Here is a 15,239-nt window from a genome sequence, read left to right as displayed (position 1 = left end):
GGCCCGCGGCCTCAGCTTTCCACCGGCATCGCACTCGTGCACTTGATCTCGTCGAGGCACACGCTCGAATGCACGCCGCTCACGCCGGGAATCCGCATCAGCGTTTCGAGCAGGAACGTGGACAGCCCCTTCAGGTCGCGCGCGACGACCTTCAACACGTAGTCGATATCGCCCGTCACCGAGAAACACTCCTGGATCTGCGCGAGATCCGACACGAGTTTCTGGAACTTCGACAGGTCGCGGATATGCCCGCGCTCCATCGTCACGTGCACGAAAGCGGTGACGCCAAAACCGAGCGTGTCGGGGCACAGCCGGGTTTCGTAGCGGCGGATCGCGCCGATCTCCTCCAGCCGCCGGTGGCGGCGCAGTGTCTGCGCGGGCGACAGGCCGACGGCCTTCGCCAGATCGAGGTTCGACGCGCGGCCGTTCTCCTGCAGGATCGCGAGCAAGTGGCGATCCAGGCGATCCAGAACCGGTTCATGCATTTTTATTTCCTCATCTGTCTCCCGGATGCAATCTTATCTCATAATGTAGGGTTTGCATGAACGGGTTACGAAACCCGATTTCGCCGTCGCGACGCTAAACTGACGCCGGATTTTCGTGTGCGAACGCAGCAGTGCGGGCGCGGCGACGGTCGGCGGCCGGTCTGGCGGGCACGCCGACGCGAATCGGGCGCCGCCACGCGAAGATTGCAGTCCCCAACCCGGCGGCTCCACGAACGGCCCCGGCACAGCAAAACAGCGCCCGGCACACCGAGGCGCGCCGCACCGCTTCAGGCGGAGGCGGACAGAGTGGAGAAGACATGGTTTCTGGAAACGAGAGCGACGGCCTGAAGCGCGGGCTGAAGAACCGGCACATCCAGCTGATTGCGCTCGGCGGCGCGCTCGGCACGGGGCTGTTCCTCGGCATCGCGCAGACGATCAAGATGGCGGGCCCGTCCGTGCTGCTCGGCTACGGGGTGGCTGGCATCATCGCGTTCTTCATCATGCGCCAGCTCGGCGAGATGGTCGTCGACGAGCCCGTCGCCGGCTCGTTCAGCTACTTCGCCAACAAGTACGTCGGCCACTTCACCGGCTTCCTGTCGGGCTGGAACTACTGGGTGCTGTACATCCTCGTCAGCATGGCCGAGCTGTCGGCTGTCGGGATCTACGTGCAGTACTGGTGGCCGGGCGTGCCGACCTGGGTGTCGGCGCTGGTGTTCTTCGTCGCGATCAACCTGCTCAACCTGGCGAGCGTGAAGTCGTACGGCGAGACGGAATTCTGGTTCTCGATCATCAAGGTCGCCGCGATCGTCGGCATGATCGGCTTCGGCGGCTGGCTGCTCGCGAGCGGCCATGCGGGGCCGGAGGCGAGTGTCCGGAACCTGTGGCAGCACGGCGGCTTCTTCCCGAACGGCGTGTCGGGGCTCGTGATGTCGATGGCCGCCATCATGTTCTCGTTCGGCGGGCTGGAGCTGATCGGCATCACCGCGGCCGAGGCCGACGATCCGAAGCGCAGCATTCCGCGCGCAACCAACCAGGTGATCTACCGGATCCTGATTTTCTACATCGGCGCGCTCGCGGTCCTGCTGTCGCTGTATCCGTGGGAAAAGGTCGTCACCGGCGGCAGCCCGTTCGTGCTGATCTTCCACGCGCTGAGCAGCAACATGGTGGCCAACGTGCTGAACGTGGTCGTGCTGACGGCCGCGCTGTCGGTCTACAACAGCGGCGTGTACAGCAACAGCCGGATGCTGTTCGGCCTCGCGCGGCAGGGCAACGCGCCGAAGGTGCTGTGCTCGGTGAACAAGCGCGGCATTCCGCTCGCCGCGCTCGGCGCGTCGGCACTCGCGACCGGCGTGTGCGTGCTGGTCAACTACTTCATGCCGGGCAAGGCGTTCGAGGTGCTGATGGGCCTCGTCGTGTCGGCGCTGATCATCAACTGGGCGATGATCACCCTGATCCACCTGAAGTTCCGCCAGGCGAAGCGCGCGGCCGGGGAGGAGACTTCCTTCCGCAGTCTGGGCTATCCTTTCACGAATTACCTGTGCCTGGCATTCATGGCCGGCATTCTCGTCGTGATGTACCTGACGCCGGATCTCCGCCTGTCGGTGTACCTGATCCCGGTATGGCTCGCGGTGCTCGCGGTCGGGTATCGCTTCCGTCAGAAGAATGCAGGCTATGCGGTGCACGACAGCGCATCCGCACGCTGACGCAGGCCGGCCCCGATCATTCTTCCAAACGAGACAGACTCAAGCCATGTTCGAACACATCGACGCGTACCCGGGCGATCCGATCCTGACGCTCAACGAGAACTTCCAGAAAGATCCGCGCGACCAGAAGGTCAACCTGAGCATCGGCATCTATTTCGATGCCGAAGGCCGGATTCCGGTGATGGGCGCCGTGCGCGAAGCCGAAACCGCGCTGCAGCGCGACAGCGGCGCGAAGCCGTACCTGCCGATGGTCGGCCTGCCCGCATATCGCGACGCCGTGCAGGCGCTCGTGTTCGGCGCCGATCATCCGGCCCGCGCGGCCGGCCGCATCGCGACGCTGCAGACGCTCGGCGGCTCCGGCGCACTGAAGGTCGGTGCCGATTTCCTGAAGCGCTATTTCCCGGATTCACAGGTATGGCTCAGCGATCCGAGCTGGGAAAACCACCGCTTCATCTTCGAGCGCGCCGGCTTCACGGTGAACACGTACCCGTACTACGACGAGGCGACGGGCGGCCTGAAGTTCGACGCGATGCTCGCGGCGATCGACGCGCTGCCGGCGCGCAGCATCGTGCTGCTGCATGCGTGCTGCCATAACCCGACCGGTGTCGACCTCGACGAAGGTCAGTGGGAGAAGCTGATCGACGTGATCGAGGCGCGCGGGCTGCTGCCGTTCGTCGACATGGCCTACCAGGGCTTCGGCGCGGGCCTCGACGCGGATGCATTCGCGGTGCGCGAACTGGCCCGCCGCGGCGTGCCGGCGCTGGTCGCGAACTCGTTCTCGAAGAACTTCTCGCTGTACGGCGAGCGCGTGGGCGGCCTGAGCGTCGTCTGCGAGGATGCCGCCGCGGCCGACCGCGTGCTCGGCCAGCTGGCCGGCGCAGTGCGCTCGAACTACAGCAACCCGCAAACCTACGGCGCGAAGGTCGTGGCGGCCGTGCTCGGCACGCCGGCGCTGCGCAAGCAGTGGGAAGAGGAACTGGCGGCGATGTGCCGCCGCATCGCGCGGATGCGCCAGTCGATCCATGACGGCCTGCGCGATCACGTCAGCGGCGAGGCACTGACGCGCTACGTGAAGCAGCGCGGAATGTTCACGTACACGGGCCTGACGGAATCGCAGGTCGACGCGCTGCGCGAAGTGCACGGCGTGTACGTCCTGCGTTCGGGCCGGATGTGCGTCGCGGGCCTGAACGACTCGAACGTCGCCATCGTCGCCGATGCAATCGGCAAGGTGCTGAAGAGCGGCGTCTGATCGCGGCGCGCCCCGGCGCGCAACGCGGTTGGCCGAACCGGCTGTCTCCCGCGAGGGGGCAGCCGGTTTTTTCTTGTGCGGACGCAATGTGCGCCACCCGGCTGACGCGGGCGCAGGCGCGGCGGTACGATCACGGAATCGAACGCAACATGGAAGGAGCGACATGGGCATCCGGATCATCCAGCTCGGCACGCCGCGCGCGGCCGGCGAGGGCCTGCGGATCGGCACGGTGCGGCGGCCGCCGCGCGGTGTGCCGAAGGCGGAATTCGCGTCGCGCAACTACTATGATGTATGGCTGCCGACGCTGTCGCCGAGCCCCGAACTCGTCGCGCAGGCGCAGGCCGCCGAAACGGACGCCGAATGGAACGCGTTCCGGCGTCACTTCCGCGCGGAGATGGCGCATGGCGATGCGCCGAAGGTGCTCGACCTGCTGGCGGCACTGTCGGCGACCACCGCGTTCTCGATCGGCTGCTATTGCGACGACGAACGCCACTGCCACCGGAGCGTGCTGCGCGAGCTGCTCGCGGAGCGCGGCGCGGCGATCGAGCCCGACGCGGGTTGAAAGCGCGCTGAAAGCGGACTCGAGCGGCGTCTCGCAGCCGCGCCGGCACGCTGTTGCGCCGTCATCGTGCGGCGCAGCGAACCGGTTGACGTGGGTCAAGCGTGCGGGCGCGCGCGCCACTATGCTCTTGTCATGGAGCCATCACGACGATGACAGACGGACAGATGCAGATTGTCTTCCCGCCGGAACCGCCCGAATATTGCGCACGCGACCTGGTCGTTGCGTTTTCGGCGCTGGTCGACGGACGTTGCGTACAGTGCGCGGTCACGGCCGAGGCGCTGGAAGATCACTTCGGCGCGCCGTCGCTGCTCGAACGCGACCTGCTGGCCGCATTCGAAGCGCACCGGTCCGCGATCGAGGCGATGGCGCGACGCATGCTCGAGGAAATCGGCGGCCGGCCGGTGCTGCTGCACAGCGGCCACTTCCGGCTCTGAGACGGATACCGCAGGAGGGCGCATGACACTGCAGGGCAACATTCACGAACGCGACTGGTCCGTCGAAGTCGAGACGCGCCCGTGCGAATCGGGCGAATACCGCTGCCGCGTGTCGGTCGAGCATGGCACCGGTGCCGCGCGTTTTCACCACACGTTCGAGCACAGCCATGCGTATCCGACCGAACGCGAGGCGATGATCGAAGGGCTGCGGGCCGGCATGACGTGGATCGAGATGAAGACGTCGCAGACCTTCAACGTATGAACGGTCCCGCGCCAGCAAAGGCGCGGGCAGACTATCGGCCGGGCAGCGATCGAAGAAATCGCGCCGTGCCGCGGGCAACACGCGCCGCCGCATTTCAATGCGGGCGGTGCACGCAAGGCGGTCGACGAGCGGGCGGCCCCGTCAGGAGACACGACATGGGCGTGGGCATGCAGATCGCCTGCCACGGATTCGCGGGTTCCGCCGCGATCGAAGCCGAGGCCGGCGCGCAGCTGGTGCGGCTCGAACGGTTTCGCGCGCGGATCGGCGGTTGCCACCTCGCCATCGAAGCGCATGGCGCCGTCGATGGCGCACGCCGGTACGACGTACGGCTCGACCTCGTGATGCGCGACACGGCGCTGTGGCCGCTGCCGCCGTGCGTCGGGGACGATGTGAACGACGCGCTGCGCCGCGCGTTCGTGCAGGCCGAACAGGCGCTGATCGCGAGCCAGGCGGGCGGTGCAAGGGTGGGGTTGCGCGACGCGGCGGCCGGCGGCGCGGTGCAATGAGGCATCGCACGCGATGCCGCGCGGGCGGCCGGGCGTCGCCCCGGTCCGTCAGACCCGGGCGAGCGCTTGCGAGTCGATGATGCGCACGCGCTTGCCGCGCGTTTCGACCAGCGCTTCACGATGGAACCGCGAGAACATCCGGCTGACGGTTTCGAGCTTCATCCCGAGATAGCAGCCGATTTCCTCGCGCGTCATCCGCAGGTTGAATTCCGTCGCCGAATAGCCGCGTGCCTCGAACCGCGACGACAGGTTCAGCAGGAAATGCGCGACGCGTTGCTCGGCCGACATCGTCCCGAGCAGCAGCATCTGGCTCGATTCGCGGACGATCTCGCTGCTCAGCATCTGGTACAGGAAGTGCTGCATCGGCTTGATCTCGCGGCACGCCGCTTCGAGCGCGCCGAACGGGATGATGCACACGACGCTGTCTTCGAGCGCGATCGCGTCGCAGCAGTGCTGGCCGCCGCCGATGCCGTCCATCCCGAGCGTTTCACCGGCAATCTGGAAGCCCGTCACGTGCTCGCGGCCGTCGCGATGCATCAACACCGTCTTGAAGGAACCCGCGCGCACCGCATAGATGCTCTGGAACGGATCTTCGGTGCGGAACAGCGCGTCGCCCTGGCGCACCTGCCGGGTCGTGCAGATGATCGCGTCGAGGCGGCCGTATTCGGCGGCGGTCAGTTGCGGCGGCAGGCACATCGAGCGCATCGCACACGCCGAGCAGCGTGCGGCGGGATGTTTGGCGGCGTCGGCGCGCGTGACCGCGCGAAGCGGAATCGTCGGCCGGGGCGTGATGGCTAGGTCGGCGGCGCAGGCGGTGGCTGTGGACATGAGTCACTCCGGCTCGTCAGGGGCGGTGCGCGTGAGCGTGCACCAGGGATTCGATGACACGGCATGCGGCGTCGAATTCGACGGTCTTGTCGAAGAAGTAGTCGGCTCCGGCCGACGCGCATGCCTCTCTGAATGCCGGCGCCGAGTGATTCGTCAGGACGATCGTGACGATGCGCGGCGCCGCCTTCGACAGCGTCCCGATCAGGTCGAGGCCGCTGCCGTCCGCCAGCCGCAGGTCGACGATCACCACATCCGCCTGGCTGCTGCGGATATGCGTCCACGCGTCCTGGCCGTCTTCCGCCTCGCCCACGACGGCGACGCCGCGGATCGCGCCGACGAGCAGCGCGATCCGCTGCCGGACGGCGACGGCGTGATCGACGAGAAACACCCGGAGCGTGGCGGGCAACTGGCTGGCATTCATGCCGGCAGTATCGTGTTGCGCCGCCGAAAATGAAATCGGCCGAATTGGAAGTTGATGTAGGCCGCTGCGACGCGTTGTAGGGCGATTCCTACAACGCGTACGGGAAACCGCCGGAGCGGCCTCCGTGTGACGTGCCGCGTGTGCGGCAGGCGGGCCGTGCTGCCGGATCAGCCGGCCCGGCGTGCGTCCAGCGCATCGCGCGCGGTGCGGCACGCGGCCAGATCCCACGCGGCGCAGCCGACGCTCTTGAACAGCAGCGGCCCGGTGCGGTCGAATGCGCCGCCCAGCACGTCGGCGAGCGACGCGACGTGCTGCCAGTCGACCTGCGCGACGATCAGGTCGCCGGCTTCGTGGCGGGCGCCGGCCGGATCGTCGACCACCAGCCGGCTGGCGCGCACCGTGTTCGCATCGATTTCCGCGGCGTCCGCGGTGAATGCGCCGACCCCGACCACGAGCCGGCTTTCGCGCGCGGCTTCGCGATAGACGGGCGTGCGGCTCGTCGTCAGCGTCACGACGACATCGATCGCATCGGGAATCGAGTCGCCGTCGAGCGGCACGAGACGCGGCGCGTGCGCACGGTGCGCGGCGCAGAATGCGGCCGCGCTGTCGGCACGATTGCCGCGCACGTGCAGGCGCGCTTCGGGAAAGATCGCTGCGAGCGCTTCCGCGTGATTGGCCGCCTGCTTGCCGGTGCCGATCAGCAGGATGTCGCGCGGCGCGGCGCCGTGCAGTGCCTGGATGCCGAGCGCGGTGATGGCCGCCGTGCGGCGCCCGGTGACCGTCGGGCCGTCGAGCGCGAAGCGCATCTCGCCGGTGGTCGCGTCATAGGCGGTCACCTGGCCGAGGATCGTCGGCAGCCCGCGCGCGCCGTTGCCCGGACACACGTTCACGAGCTTGTGGGTCGCGAGGTCACGCGCGCTCGACGGCATCGACAGCATCACGCCGCCGGCCTGCAGCGGCACGACCAGGCGTTCGGGGCTGACGATCTCGCCCGCCGCATAGTCGGCGACGGCCTGCCTGAGCGTGGCGAGCAGCGCCGGGTAGTCGAGCAGCGCGGCCGTGTCGGCCGCGTCGAAAACAGGAATCGAGGAAAGAGCGGTCATCGTGTACGTCGTATGCGTCGGTGAGCGTGGACGACGGGCGCATGCCGCGCCCGCCACAGGGCTGCCGGATACCGTGACACAGGGCAGTGTGGATCAAATCTATACCACTTGCTGGCCCACCCGCAACCCAGAAAATAAAGCACCTCGCCAGTTTTGGTTCTAATATCTGTCCAGAAGGGCCTTCATGGCCTCGATGCCGGCGCGCTCCGGTATAGTGCGAACCCATTCCAGATTCACGCCCGCGACCGGGCAGGAGCCACACGATGATGTCCGCGCGTCCCGACTTACTCGAAGGCGGTTTCAAGCCGCTGCAGATCTACGAGCAGGTGGCCGAGAAGATCCGCGACGAGATCCGCGCGGGGCGCTACGCCGCCGAGTCGCGGCTGCCGTCCGAGCGCGAACTTGCGGGGCTGTTCCAGGTCGGCCGGCCGGCCGTTCGCGAAGCGCTCGGCGCGCTGCAGAACGAGGGGCTCGTGTTCACCAAGCGCAATTCGGGCACCTACGTCGTCGCGTCGCCGCTCGACGTGCTCGCGCAGCGCGGCGACATGCACAGGGCGTCCGAAGCCGATTTCAGCCCGACGTCGACGCTCGACGTGCGCTTGATCCTCGAGCCTGCGATTGCGCGCCTCGCGGCCGAGCACGGCCGGGCCGACCCGGGCGCCGAACGCTATCTGGCGCAGATGGAAACCATCACCGACGTCGACGATCCGCATCAGCGCGCGCTGTGGAACGAAAGCGACCGGCTGTTTCACCGGCAGCTCGCGCTGATGACCGGCGATGCGCTGATCGTGAAGATCGCGGACGAAGTCGCGAAGACGATGGACCAGCCGCTGTGGAAGCGGCTGAAGGACGACGGCATCTACGATGCGGGCCGGATCCGGCTCTACGTGTCCGAACACCGGCTGATCTACGAGGCGATCGTATCGGGCGACGCCGATGCGGCGGCGTTCTATGTCGAGCAGCACATCCGCCGTGTGCGGCGCGACATTGCGCCGAAGTGACCGCGTCGGCGTCGTTCTGGTCTGAAAATTGACCAGAATCGAAGATTTTATTTTGAAATTGCTTGCATGGTGACCACGCGTATCCTACATTGGTTTCACACAAAACCAATCAGGAGACATCATGCGACACCTCGTTACCGCGCTCTCGGTGGCCATTGCCGCCGGCGCGCTGATTTCCGCGCACGCGCAGGAAGTCGTGATGATCGGCCATTCGGCGCCGCTGACCGGCCCGCAGGCCGCGAACGGCAAGGACAATGAAAACGGCGCGCGCCTGGCCGTCGACGAACTCAACAAGGCCGGCGTCAAGGTCGCCGGCAAGACCGTCACGTTCAAACTGGTTTCCGACGACGACCAGGCCGACCCGAAGGCAGGCGTGCAGGTGGCACAGAACCTCGTCGACAAGGGCGTCGTCGCGGTGCTCGGGCCGTACAACTCGGGCGTCGCGATTCCCGCATCGCGCGTGTACTCGACTGCCGGCGTGCCGATGCTGCCGGTCGCGTCGAACCCGGCGCTGACCAAGCAGGGCTTCAAGAACATCTTCCGGATCGGCGCGAGCGACGAGCAGCTCGGCGGCACGATGGCCACGTTCGCCGCAAAGACGCTGAATGCGAAGACCGCCGCCGTGATCGACGACCGCACCGCGTACGGGCAGGGCGTTGCCGAACAGTTCATGAACGTCGCGAAGGCGAACGGGATCAAGATCGTCGACCAGGAGTACACGAGTTCGTCGGCCACCGATTTCCTCGGCATTCTCACCAAGATCAAGGCCAGCAACCCCGACGTGATCTTCCTCGGCGGCTATGCGGCACAGGGCGCGCCGATGGCCAAGCAGATGAAGCAGCGCGGCCTGCGCGCGAAGCTGCTCGGCGGCGACGGCATCTGCTCGGCGGACATGGGCAAGGTCGCGGGCGACGCGGCGTCGATCGTCTACTGCGCGCAGGGCGGTGTCGCGCTCGAGAAGACGGCGGCCGGCCGCGAATTCCTGAAGAAGTACCACGACACGTATCACACCGATACGCAGGTCTACGGCGTGAACTACTACGACGGGATGAAGTTGCTCGCCGATGCGATGGTCAAGGCCGGGACGACCACCGACAAGGCGAAGCTGATCGCGCAGCTCGCGAAGTCGAACTATGCGGGCGTCGCGGGCACCTATTCGTTCGACGCGAACGGCGACCTGAAGGGCGCGCCGACCACCGTCTACGTGATCCGCAACGGCCTGCCCGAGCCGTATGCGAAGTAATCGCCGCACCAGCCTGTCACCGGACGGCGGCGCGACCGCCGTCCTTCGTTTCCACGCATCCGATCGACCATGAAAATTTCCCGATCCCTTTCCACCGTCGAAGTGCATACGGGCGGCGAAGCGTTTCGCATCGTCACGAGCGGGCTGCCGAGGCTGCCGGGCGACACGATCGTCCAGCGCCGCGCGTGGCTCAAGGAGAACGCCGACGAGATTCGCCGCGCGCTGATGTTCGAACCGCGCGGCCACGCCGACATGTACGGCGGCTACCTGACCGAGCCGGTCTCGCCGAATGCCGATTTCGGCGTGATCTTCGTGCACAACGAAGGCTACAGCGACCATTGCGGGCACGGCGTGATCGCCCTGTCGACCGCCGCGGTCGAACTCGGCTGGGTGCAGCGCACGGTGCCGGAAACGCGGGTCGGCATCGACGCGCCGTGCGGCTTCATCGAGGCTTTCGTCAAGTGGGATGGCGAGCATGCGGGGCCGGTGCGCTTCGTCAACGTACCGTCGTTCATCTGGCAACGCGACGTGTCGGTCGAGACACCGTCGTTCGGCACCGTGACCGGCGACATCGCGTACGGCGGCGCGTTCTACTTCTACGTCGACGGCGCGCCGTTCGACCTGCCGGTGCGCGAAGCGGCGGTGGAAAAGCTGATCCGCTTCGGCGCGGAAGTGAAGGCCGCCGCGAACGCGAAGTATCCGGTCGTGCATCCGGAGATTCCGGAGATCAACCATATCTACGGCACGATCATCGCGAACGCGCCGCGCCATCCGGGCTCGACTCAGGCGAACTGCTGCGTGTTCGCCGATCGTGAGGTCGACCGCTCGCCCACGGGCTCCGGCACCGGCGGGCGCGTCGCGCAGCTCTACCAGCGCGGGCTGCTCGCGGCCGGCGACACGCTCGTCAACGAATCGATCGTCGGCACGGTCTTCAAGGGGCGCGTGCTGCGCGAAACGACGGTCGGCGAGATCCCGGCCGTGATTCCGGAAGTGGAGGGCAGCGCGCATATCTGCGGATTCGCGAACTGGATCGTCGACGAACGCGATCCGCTCACCTACGGTTTCCTCGTGCGCTGAGCTGCCGCGCCGATTGGCCGCCCTCGCGCGGTTTCCCGGTTGTAGTACCAGGTTTGGCGCGTCGTTCCCGTTACTGGGCACGCGCCTTTTTTGCGTGCGAAACGCCGGCAAGGCCACGCGGTGCATGCTCGCGCAACGCCGCCGCGGTTCGGCGGGCCCCGCGAGTTTGGTACGATGCACCCTTTTCAGCCGAGCTCCACCCGCGTGAATCGCCGAAACGTGTCGTCAGTGCGTGACTTCTGTGCCAGATGGGTCGCGCGCGCCCAACCCGTCGCGGCTGCCGCCGTCGCGAGGGTCAAGCCTCTCGCCGCCGTTGCGTGGCACCATGTCCGCCACCCGACGCGCCGCGGCGTGCTGCTCACGGCTGCCGCCGTACCGGCGCTGTTCGTGGTGTACGTGGTCGTGCTGATTCCGTTCACGCCGGGCATCGGCGACATCCGCAAGGCGCGCGTCGACCAGCCCGCGCAAGTGCTCTCCGCCGACGGCAAGCTGCTGGCCGAATTCAAGCCGTCGAACCGCGAGTGGGTGCCGCTCAAGCAGATCTCGCCGCACATGGTCGACGCGCTGATCGCGACCGAGGATCACCGCTTCTACGAGCATCACGGCCTCGACTGGAAGCGCACGGCGTCGGCCGCGCTCCATACCTTCTCGGGCAGCCGCCAGGGCGGCTCGACGATCACGCAGCAGCTCGCCCGCAACCTGTATCCGGACGAGATCGGCCGCGCGCCGACGCTCACGCGCAAGGTGAAGGAGGCGATCACCGCGCTGAAGATCGAGGCGGTCTATAGCAAGGACCAGATCCTTGAGACCTACCTGAACACGGTGCCGTTCCTGTACAACGCGTACGGCGTCGAGATGGCCGCGCGTACCTATTTCGACAAGTCGGCCGACGAGCTCGACGTGCTCGACAGCGCGACGCTGGTCGGGATGCTGAAGGGCAACAGCTACTACAACCCGGTGCTGAACCCCGAGCGCGCGCTGCAGCGACGCAATACGGTGCTCGGCCAGATGGTGAAGTACGGCAAGCTGTCGCAAGCGCAGTTCGCGCAGCTGCAGCGCCGGCCGCTGCGGATCGACTTCGAGCGCCAGAAGGAGCCGCCGGGCCCGGCGCCGCATTTCGCGCAGCAGTTGCGCAAATGGCTGATCGCGTGGGCCGACCGCAACGACTACAACATCTACTCGGACGGGTTGATCGTGCGCACGACGATCGACTCGCGGCTGCAGCAGATGGCGACGCAGGCGCTCATGCTGCAGGGTAACCAGTTGCAGGGCATCGCGAATAACGCGTGGAGCGGCCGCGACGGCTGCGGTACCGACAACGAGGTATTCCGCACCTTCATGCGCGAGTCGCCGGAGTACAAGGCCGCGCAGGACGCCGGCAAGGACGATGCGGCCGCGATGAAGCTGCTCGCGGCCGACCGCGGCTTCATGCGCGCGCTGTGCAAGACGAAGACCGACGTGCAGGCCGGTTTCCTCGCCGTCGATCCGCGCAACGGGCAGATCCGCGCGTGGGTCGGCAGCCGCGACTTCACCAACGAGCCGTTCGACCACGTTGCGCAGGCGCGACGCCAGCCGGGCTCGACGTTCAAGCCATTCGTCTATGGCGTCGCGTTCGCGAACGGGATGAAGCCGGACGACACGTTCATCGACCAGCCGGTCGAGATCCCGCTGAAGGGCGGCGAGATCTGGCGGCCGAACGACGACGTGCCGCCGACGGGCAAGCCGATGACGCTGCGCGACGCGGTCGCGCTGTCGCGCAACCGGATTACCGCGCAGGTGATGGAGAAGGTCGGGCCGGCTTCGGTAGCAAGGCTCGCGCGCGACATGGGCGTGCGCGACAGCCCGCTCGAACGCGTGCCGTCGCTCGCGCTCGGCACGAGCCCGGTCACGCTGAAAGAGATGGTCGCGTCGTACGCGACAATCGCGAACGGCGGGCTGTATGTCGAGCCGCAGATGGTGACGCGCATCGAGAACCGCCAGGGCGACGTACTTGCCGAATACGCGCCGGCGCCGCCCGAGCGCGCGCTCGACGCCGAAACCGACAAGACGCTGCTCAGCGTGATGCGCGATGTCGTGACGCGGGGCACGGGCGGCAGCATCCGCACGCGCTTCGGCATTCGCGGCGACGTGGCCGGCAAGACGGGCACCACGCAGGACAACGCGGACGGCTGGTTCATCCTGATGCAGCCCGGTCTCGTGGCCGGTGCGTGGGTCGGTTTCGACGACGGCCGCGTGACGTTGCGCAGCGATTACTGGGGGCAGGGCGCGCACAGTGCGCTGCCGATCGTCGGCGATTTCTTCCAGCGTGCGCAGCGCGCCCGGATCGTCGACACGAAGGCGAAATTCGACACCGAGCCGTCGCCGGGCTGGTTCGCTTCGCTGCGCGAGCGCGTGACGGACCTGTTCGACACGTGGTTCCCGCCCAAGCCCGAGAAGGCGCCCACGCCGGTCAGGACGCAGCGGGTGGAGCGCGCGCCCGAGGCTGACGCAGGTGCGGCGTCGGATGCCCTCGCGGCATCGGCGCCCGAAGCGGCGTCCGGCGGGATCGTCGAGGAATGGGTGCCGGCGTCCGAAGTGGCCGCTTCGGCCGCCGCGCTGTCGGCCGGCGTATCGCAGCCGCAGCCGCAGCCCGCGCAGCCGCCAACGGGGGCGAGTCCGGCGAGCGGCGGCAGCGCGGGCCTCGGTGCCGCACCGGCCGCCGCCCCTTCGGCGGCACCGGCCCAGCCGCCCGTGCCGGTCGCTCCCGACGCGACGGGGGCTTCGCAGTAACGGAGCCGTTCAGATTTCGCGCGACGCTGCCGTAATCATGTTGTCATGACAGCTCGCGCGGTCGCTCCGCGCCTCTCCGATGAGGCTATCTTCCGACTACGTCCCGCTCGCGCGCGACGATCTCGCCGCCGGCGTCCCGCTCGGCTTCGATCTCTACGATGCCGACGGCGCCGCATTGCTGCCGGCCGGCACGACGCTGCGCGATGCCGCGCAGCATGCGTTCCTGTTCGACCATTTCCGGCCGGTACGCCGGCGCGACGACGCCGAAGCCGAACCGCGCGTGCCTGACGCGGTGCCGCACGCCACGCAGATGGGGTTGTCGGCAGGCGCCGCGATCGGCATCCGCCGACGGGTCGGCACGACCCGCGGGCTGCAGCGCTACCGGCTGATCGGCATCGCCGCATCGGGTGCACTGTTCGTCGAGCCGCAGCCCGCGGCCGCGTTCGACTTCGCGCATGGCGACGACATCGAGGCCGTGGCGATCGGCCGTGCCGCGGTGTCGCGTTTCGGCGCGACGGTCGAGTCGGTGCAGGCATCGGGCGGCGCGCGGTTCCTGATCCTGTCGCCGCCCGGCTTCGTCGACCGGCTGCGCACGCGCGCGGAGCCGCGCGTGCCGGTGCGGATCGCCGCCTGCTGCGCAGGCGGAGCGGAGGGCGCGGAAGGCATCGGGATGGTGCACGACATCAGCGTGAGCGGACTGTCGATTGCCGTCGACCGGCCGATCGCCGCAACCGGCGAGCCCCTGCGCGTGCAGCTGCCGTACGCGGCGGGCGACCGGGTCGAACTGCTGGCCCTCGACGGCACGGTGCGGGCCGTCCATGCCGATCCGGCGGCGCCCGCGCTGACGCTTCATCACGCCGCGTTCGGCGCGACCGGCGCCGACGACCTGATTCGCCTCAAGGCGCTGCTGTTCGACCGGCTGATGCCGTCGCCGGGGCGCTGATGCGCGGCGGGCGCGCCGGGTGTCGTATCGCGGCATTCGGTGCGCGAACGCCGATAATCATCTGATGATTCAGCGGATTCCGCGACGATTGTATGTTTTCCGTCAACAGTGAATTCGCGATTTAAGTATTTACCCTGATATCGCAGCCTCCTAGACTTCTACTCATGCGCAACGACCCCGAGTCCGAAGCGCCTGACAAAACAATCCTGGAGGTAACGCATCATGAAATCACTGATCAAGGCAGTTGCACTGGCCGCCCTCGTGGCCGCACCGGTCGTCTCGTTCGCCCAATCGAACCAGCAGCCGCTGACGCGCGCGCAAGTGCGCGCCGAGCTGGTCCAGCTCGAAAAGGCCGGCTACAACCCGAACGACTGGATCAACTACCCGGAAAACATCCAGGCCGCACAGGCAAAGATCGCCGCCGCTCAGAACACCGGCGCGCAAGCCGATGCAACGGGCTACGGTTCGAACCCTGTCGGGACGTCGCAGTCGGGCCAGCGCGTGCTCGTGCCGGCCGCAACCGACCGTTCGTCGGTGTTCTTCGGCCACTAAGCGTGGCAGCGCCCGCAAGGGCGCCCGGCTTGGCGTCTTTTCTGAAACCCGTGCACGATATCCGTGTACGGGTTTTGCATTTTGGCTGCCCGGACGGGGGC

At 67.6% G+C, this 15,239-nt stretch carries 16 protein-coding genes; 12 read left to right on the top strand and 4 right to left on the bottom strand.

All coding sequences use genetic code 11. From position 1 onward, the window contains the following. Window positions 1-11 precede the first annotated feature (11 nt). A complete protein-coding gene (locus ACPTTF_RS25180) occupies window positions 12-485 on the bottom strand; it encodes an Lrp/AsnC family transcriptional regulator (RefSeq protein ID WP_059853705.1) in 474 nt (157 codons plus the stop codon). A gap of 317 nt (window positions 486-802) precedes the next feature. On the opposite strand from ACPTTF_RS25180, the gene ACPTTF_RS25175 reads away from it, so the two are divergent. From ACPTTF_RS25175 to ACPTTF_RS25150, 6 genes are all read left to right on the top strand, one after another. Continuing rightward, window positions 803-2,188 carry an amino acid permease gene (locus ACPTTF_RS25175; RefSeq protein ID WP_166952777.1) on the top strand — a complete coding sequence of 462 codons (1,386 nt, stop codon included), beginning with the start codon at window positions 803-805 and terminating at the stop codon, window positions 2,186-2,188. Between the two features lie 46 nt (window positions 2,189-2,234). Further along, window positions 2,235-3,437 (top strand): amino acid aminotransferase, encoded by a 1,203-nt coding sequence (locus ACPTTF_RS25170; RefSeq protein ID WP_011355272.1) that lies wholly within the window; start codon window positions 2,235-2,237, stop codon window positions 3,435-3,437. 163 nt (window positions 3,438-3,600) lie between these two features. Then, entirely contained in the window at window positions 3,601-3,999 is a 399-nt protein-coding gene (locus ACPTTF_RS25165) for a DUF488 domain-containing protein (protein WP_011355271.1), read from the top strand. A 149-nt stretch (window positions 4,000-4,148) separates the two neighbouring features. Beyond that, window positions 4,149-4,433 carry a DUF1488 domain-containing protein gene (locus ACPTTF_RS25160; RefSeq protein WP_166952771.1) on the top strand — a complete coding sequence of 95 codons (285 nt, stop codon included), beginning with the start codon at window positions 4,149-4,151 and terminating at the stop codon, window positions 4,431-4,433. A 22-nt stretch (window positions 4,434-4,455) separates the two neighbouring features. Further along, a complete protein-coding gene (locus ACPTTF_RS25155) occupies window positions 4,456-4,695 on the top strand; it encodes a UDP-glucose 4-epimerase (RefSeq protein WP_166952768.1) in 240 nt (79 codons plus the stop codon). A gap of 155 nt (window positions 4,696-4,850) precedes the next feature. Beyond that, on the top strand, window positions 4,851-5,201 hold the full coding sequence (locus tag ACPTTF_RS25150; RefSeq protein ID WP_423368668.1) for a metal ABC transporter ATPase: 351 nt from the start codon (window positions 4,851-4,853) through the stop codon (window positions 5,199-5,201). A 48-nt stretch (window positions 5,202-5,249) separates the two neighbouring features. Here ACPTTF_RS25150 and ACPTTF_RS25145 read toward each other — a convergent pair whose 3' ends face one another. From ACPTTF_RS25145 to lhpI, 3 genes are all read right to left on the bottom strand, one after another. After that, the gene (locus tag ACPTTF_RS25145) at window positions 5,250-6,029 is read right to left on the bottom strand and encodes a helix-turn-helix domain-containing protein (protein WP_423368667.1); all 780 of its coding nucleotides are present in this window, start codon (window positions 6,027-6,029) and stop codon (window positions 5,250-5,252) included. Window positions 6,030-6,045: 16 nt separating this feature from the next. After that, window positions 6,046-6,450 (bottom strand): response regulator transcription factor, encoded by a 405-nt coding sequence (locus ACPTTF_RS25140; RefSeq protein ID WP_166952759.1) that lies wholly within the window; start codon window positions 6,448-6,450, stop codon window positions 6,046-6,048. A gap of 167 nt (window positions 6,451-6,617) precedes the next feature. Continuing rightward, window positions 6,618-7,553 (bottom strand): bifunctional Delta(1)-pyrroline-2-carboxylate/Delta(1)-piperideine-2-carboxylate reductase, encoded by a 936-nt coding sequence (gene lhpI, locus ACPTTF_RS25135; protein ID WP_423368666.1) that lies wholly within the window; start codon window positions 7,551-7,553, stop codon window positions 6,618-6,620. 263 nt (window positions 7,554-7,816) lie between these two features. Here lhpI and ACPTTF_RS25130 point away from each other — a divergent pair, with 263 nt between their 5' ends. The 6 genes from ACPTTF_RS25130 to ACPTTF_RS25105 all read left to right on the top strand — a co-directional run bounded on the left by ACPTTF_RS25130 (window position 7,817) and on the right by ACPTTF_RS25105 (window position 15,138). Further along, window positions 7,817-8,554, top strand: coding sequence for a FadR/GntR family transcriptional regulator (locus tag ACPTTF_RS25130; protein ID WP_166952753.1), 738 nt, complete (start codon window positions 7,817-7,819; stop codon window positions 8,552-8,554). A gap of 121 nt (window positions 8,555-8,675) precedes the next feature. Beyond that, window positions 8,676-9,797 (top strand): branched-chain amino acid ABC transporter substrate-binding protein, encoded by a 1,122-nt coding sequence (locus tag ACPTTF_RS25125; RefSeq protein WP_423368665.1) that lies wholly within the window; start codon window positions 8,676-8,678, stop codon window positions 9,795-9,797. Window positions 9,798-9,866: 69 nt separating this feature from the next. Beyond that, window positions 9,867-10,874, top strand: coding sequence for a trans-3-hydroxy-L-proline dehydratase (lhpH, locus tag ACPTTF_RS25120; protein ID WP_423368664.1), 1,008 nt, complete (start codon window positions 9,867-9,869; stop codon window positions 10,872-10,874). 174 nt (window positions 10,875-11,048) lie between these two features. Further along, window positions 11,049-13,643 (top strand): penicillin-binding protein 1A, encoded by a 2,595-nt coding sequence (locus ACPTTF_RS25115; RefSeq protein WP_423368663.1) that lies wholly within the window; start codon window positions 11,049-11,051, stop codon window positions 13,641-13,643. A 79-nt stretch (window positions 13,644-13,722) separates the two neighbouring features. Next, window positions 13,723-14,586, top strand: coding sequence for a PilZ domain-containing protein (locus ACPTTF_RS25110; RefSeq protein ID WP_423368662.1), 864 nt, complete (start codon window positions 13,723-13,725; stop codon window positions 14,584-14,586). A 222-nt stretch (window positions 14,587-14,808) separates the two neighbouring features. Further along, the gene (locus ACPTTF_RS25105) at window positions 14,809-15,138 is read left to right on the top strand and encodes a DUF4148 domain-containing protein (protein WP_166952737.1); all 330 of its coding nucleotides are present in this window, start codon (window positions 14,809-14,811) and stop codon (window positions 15,136-15,138) included. Window positions 15,139-15,239: the final 101 nt, after the last annotated feature.

This window comes from Burkholderia crassaminum (assembly GCF_964265005.1).
In the GTDB taxonomy this organism is placed as follows: domain Bacteria; phylum Pseudomonadota; class Gammaproteobacteria; order Burkholderiales; family Burkholderiaceae; genus Burkholderia.
This window is presented reverse-complemented; position numbering and strand designations above follow the sequence as displayed.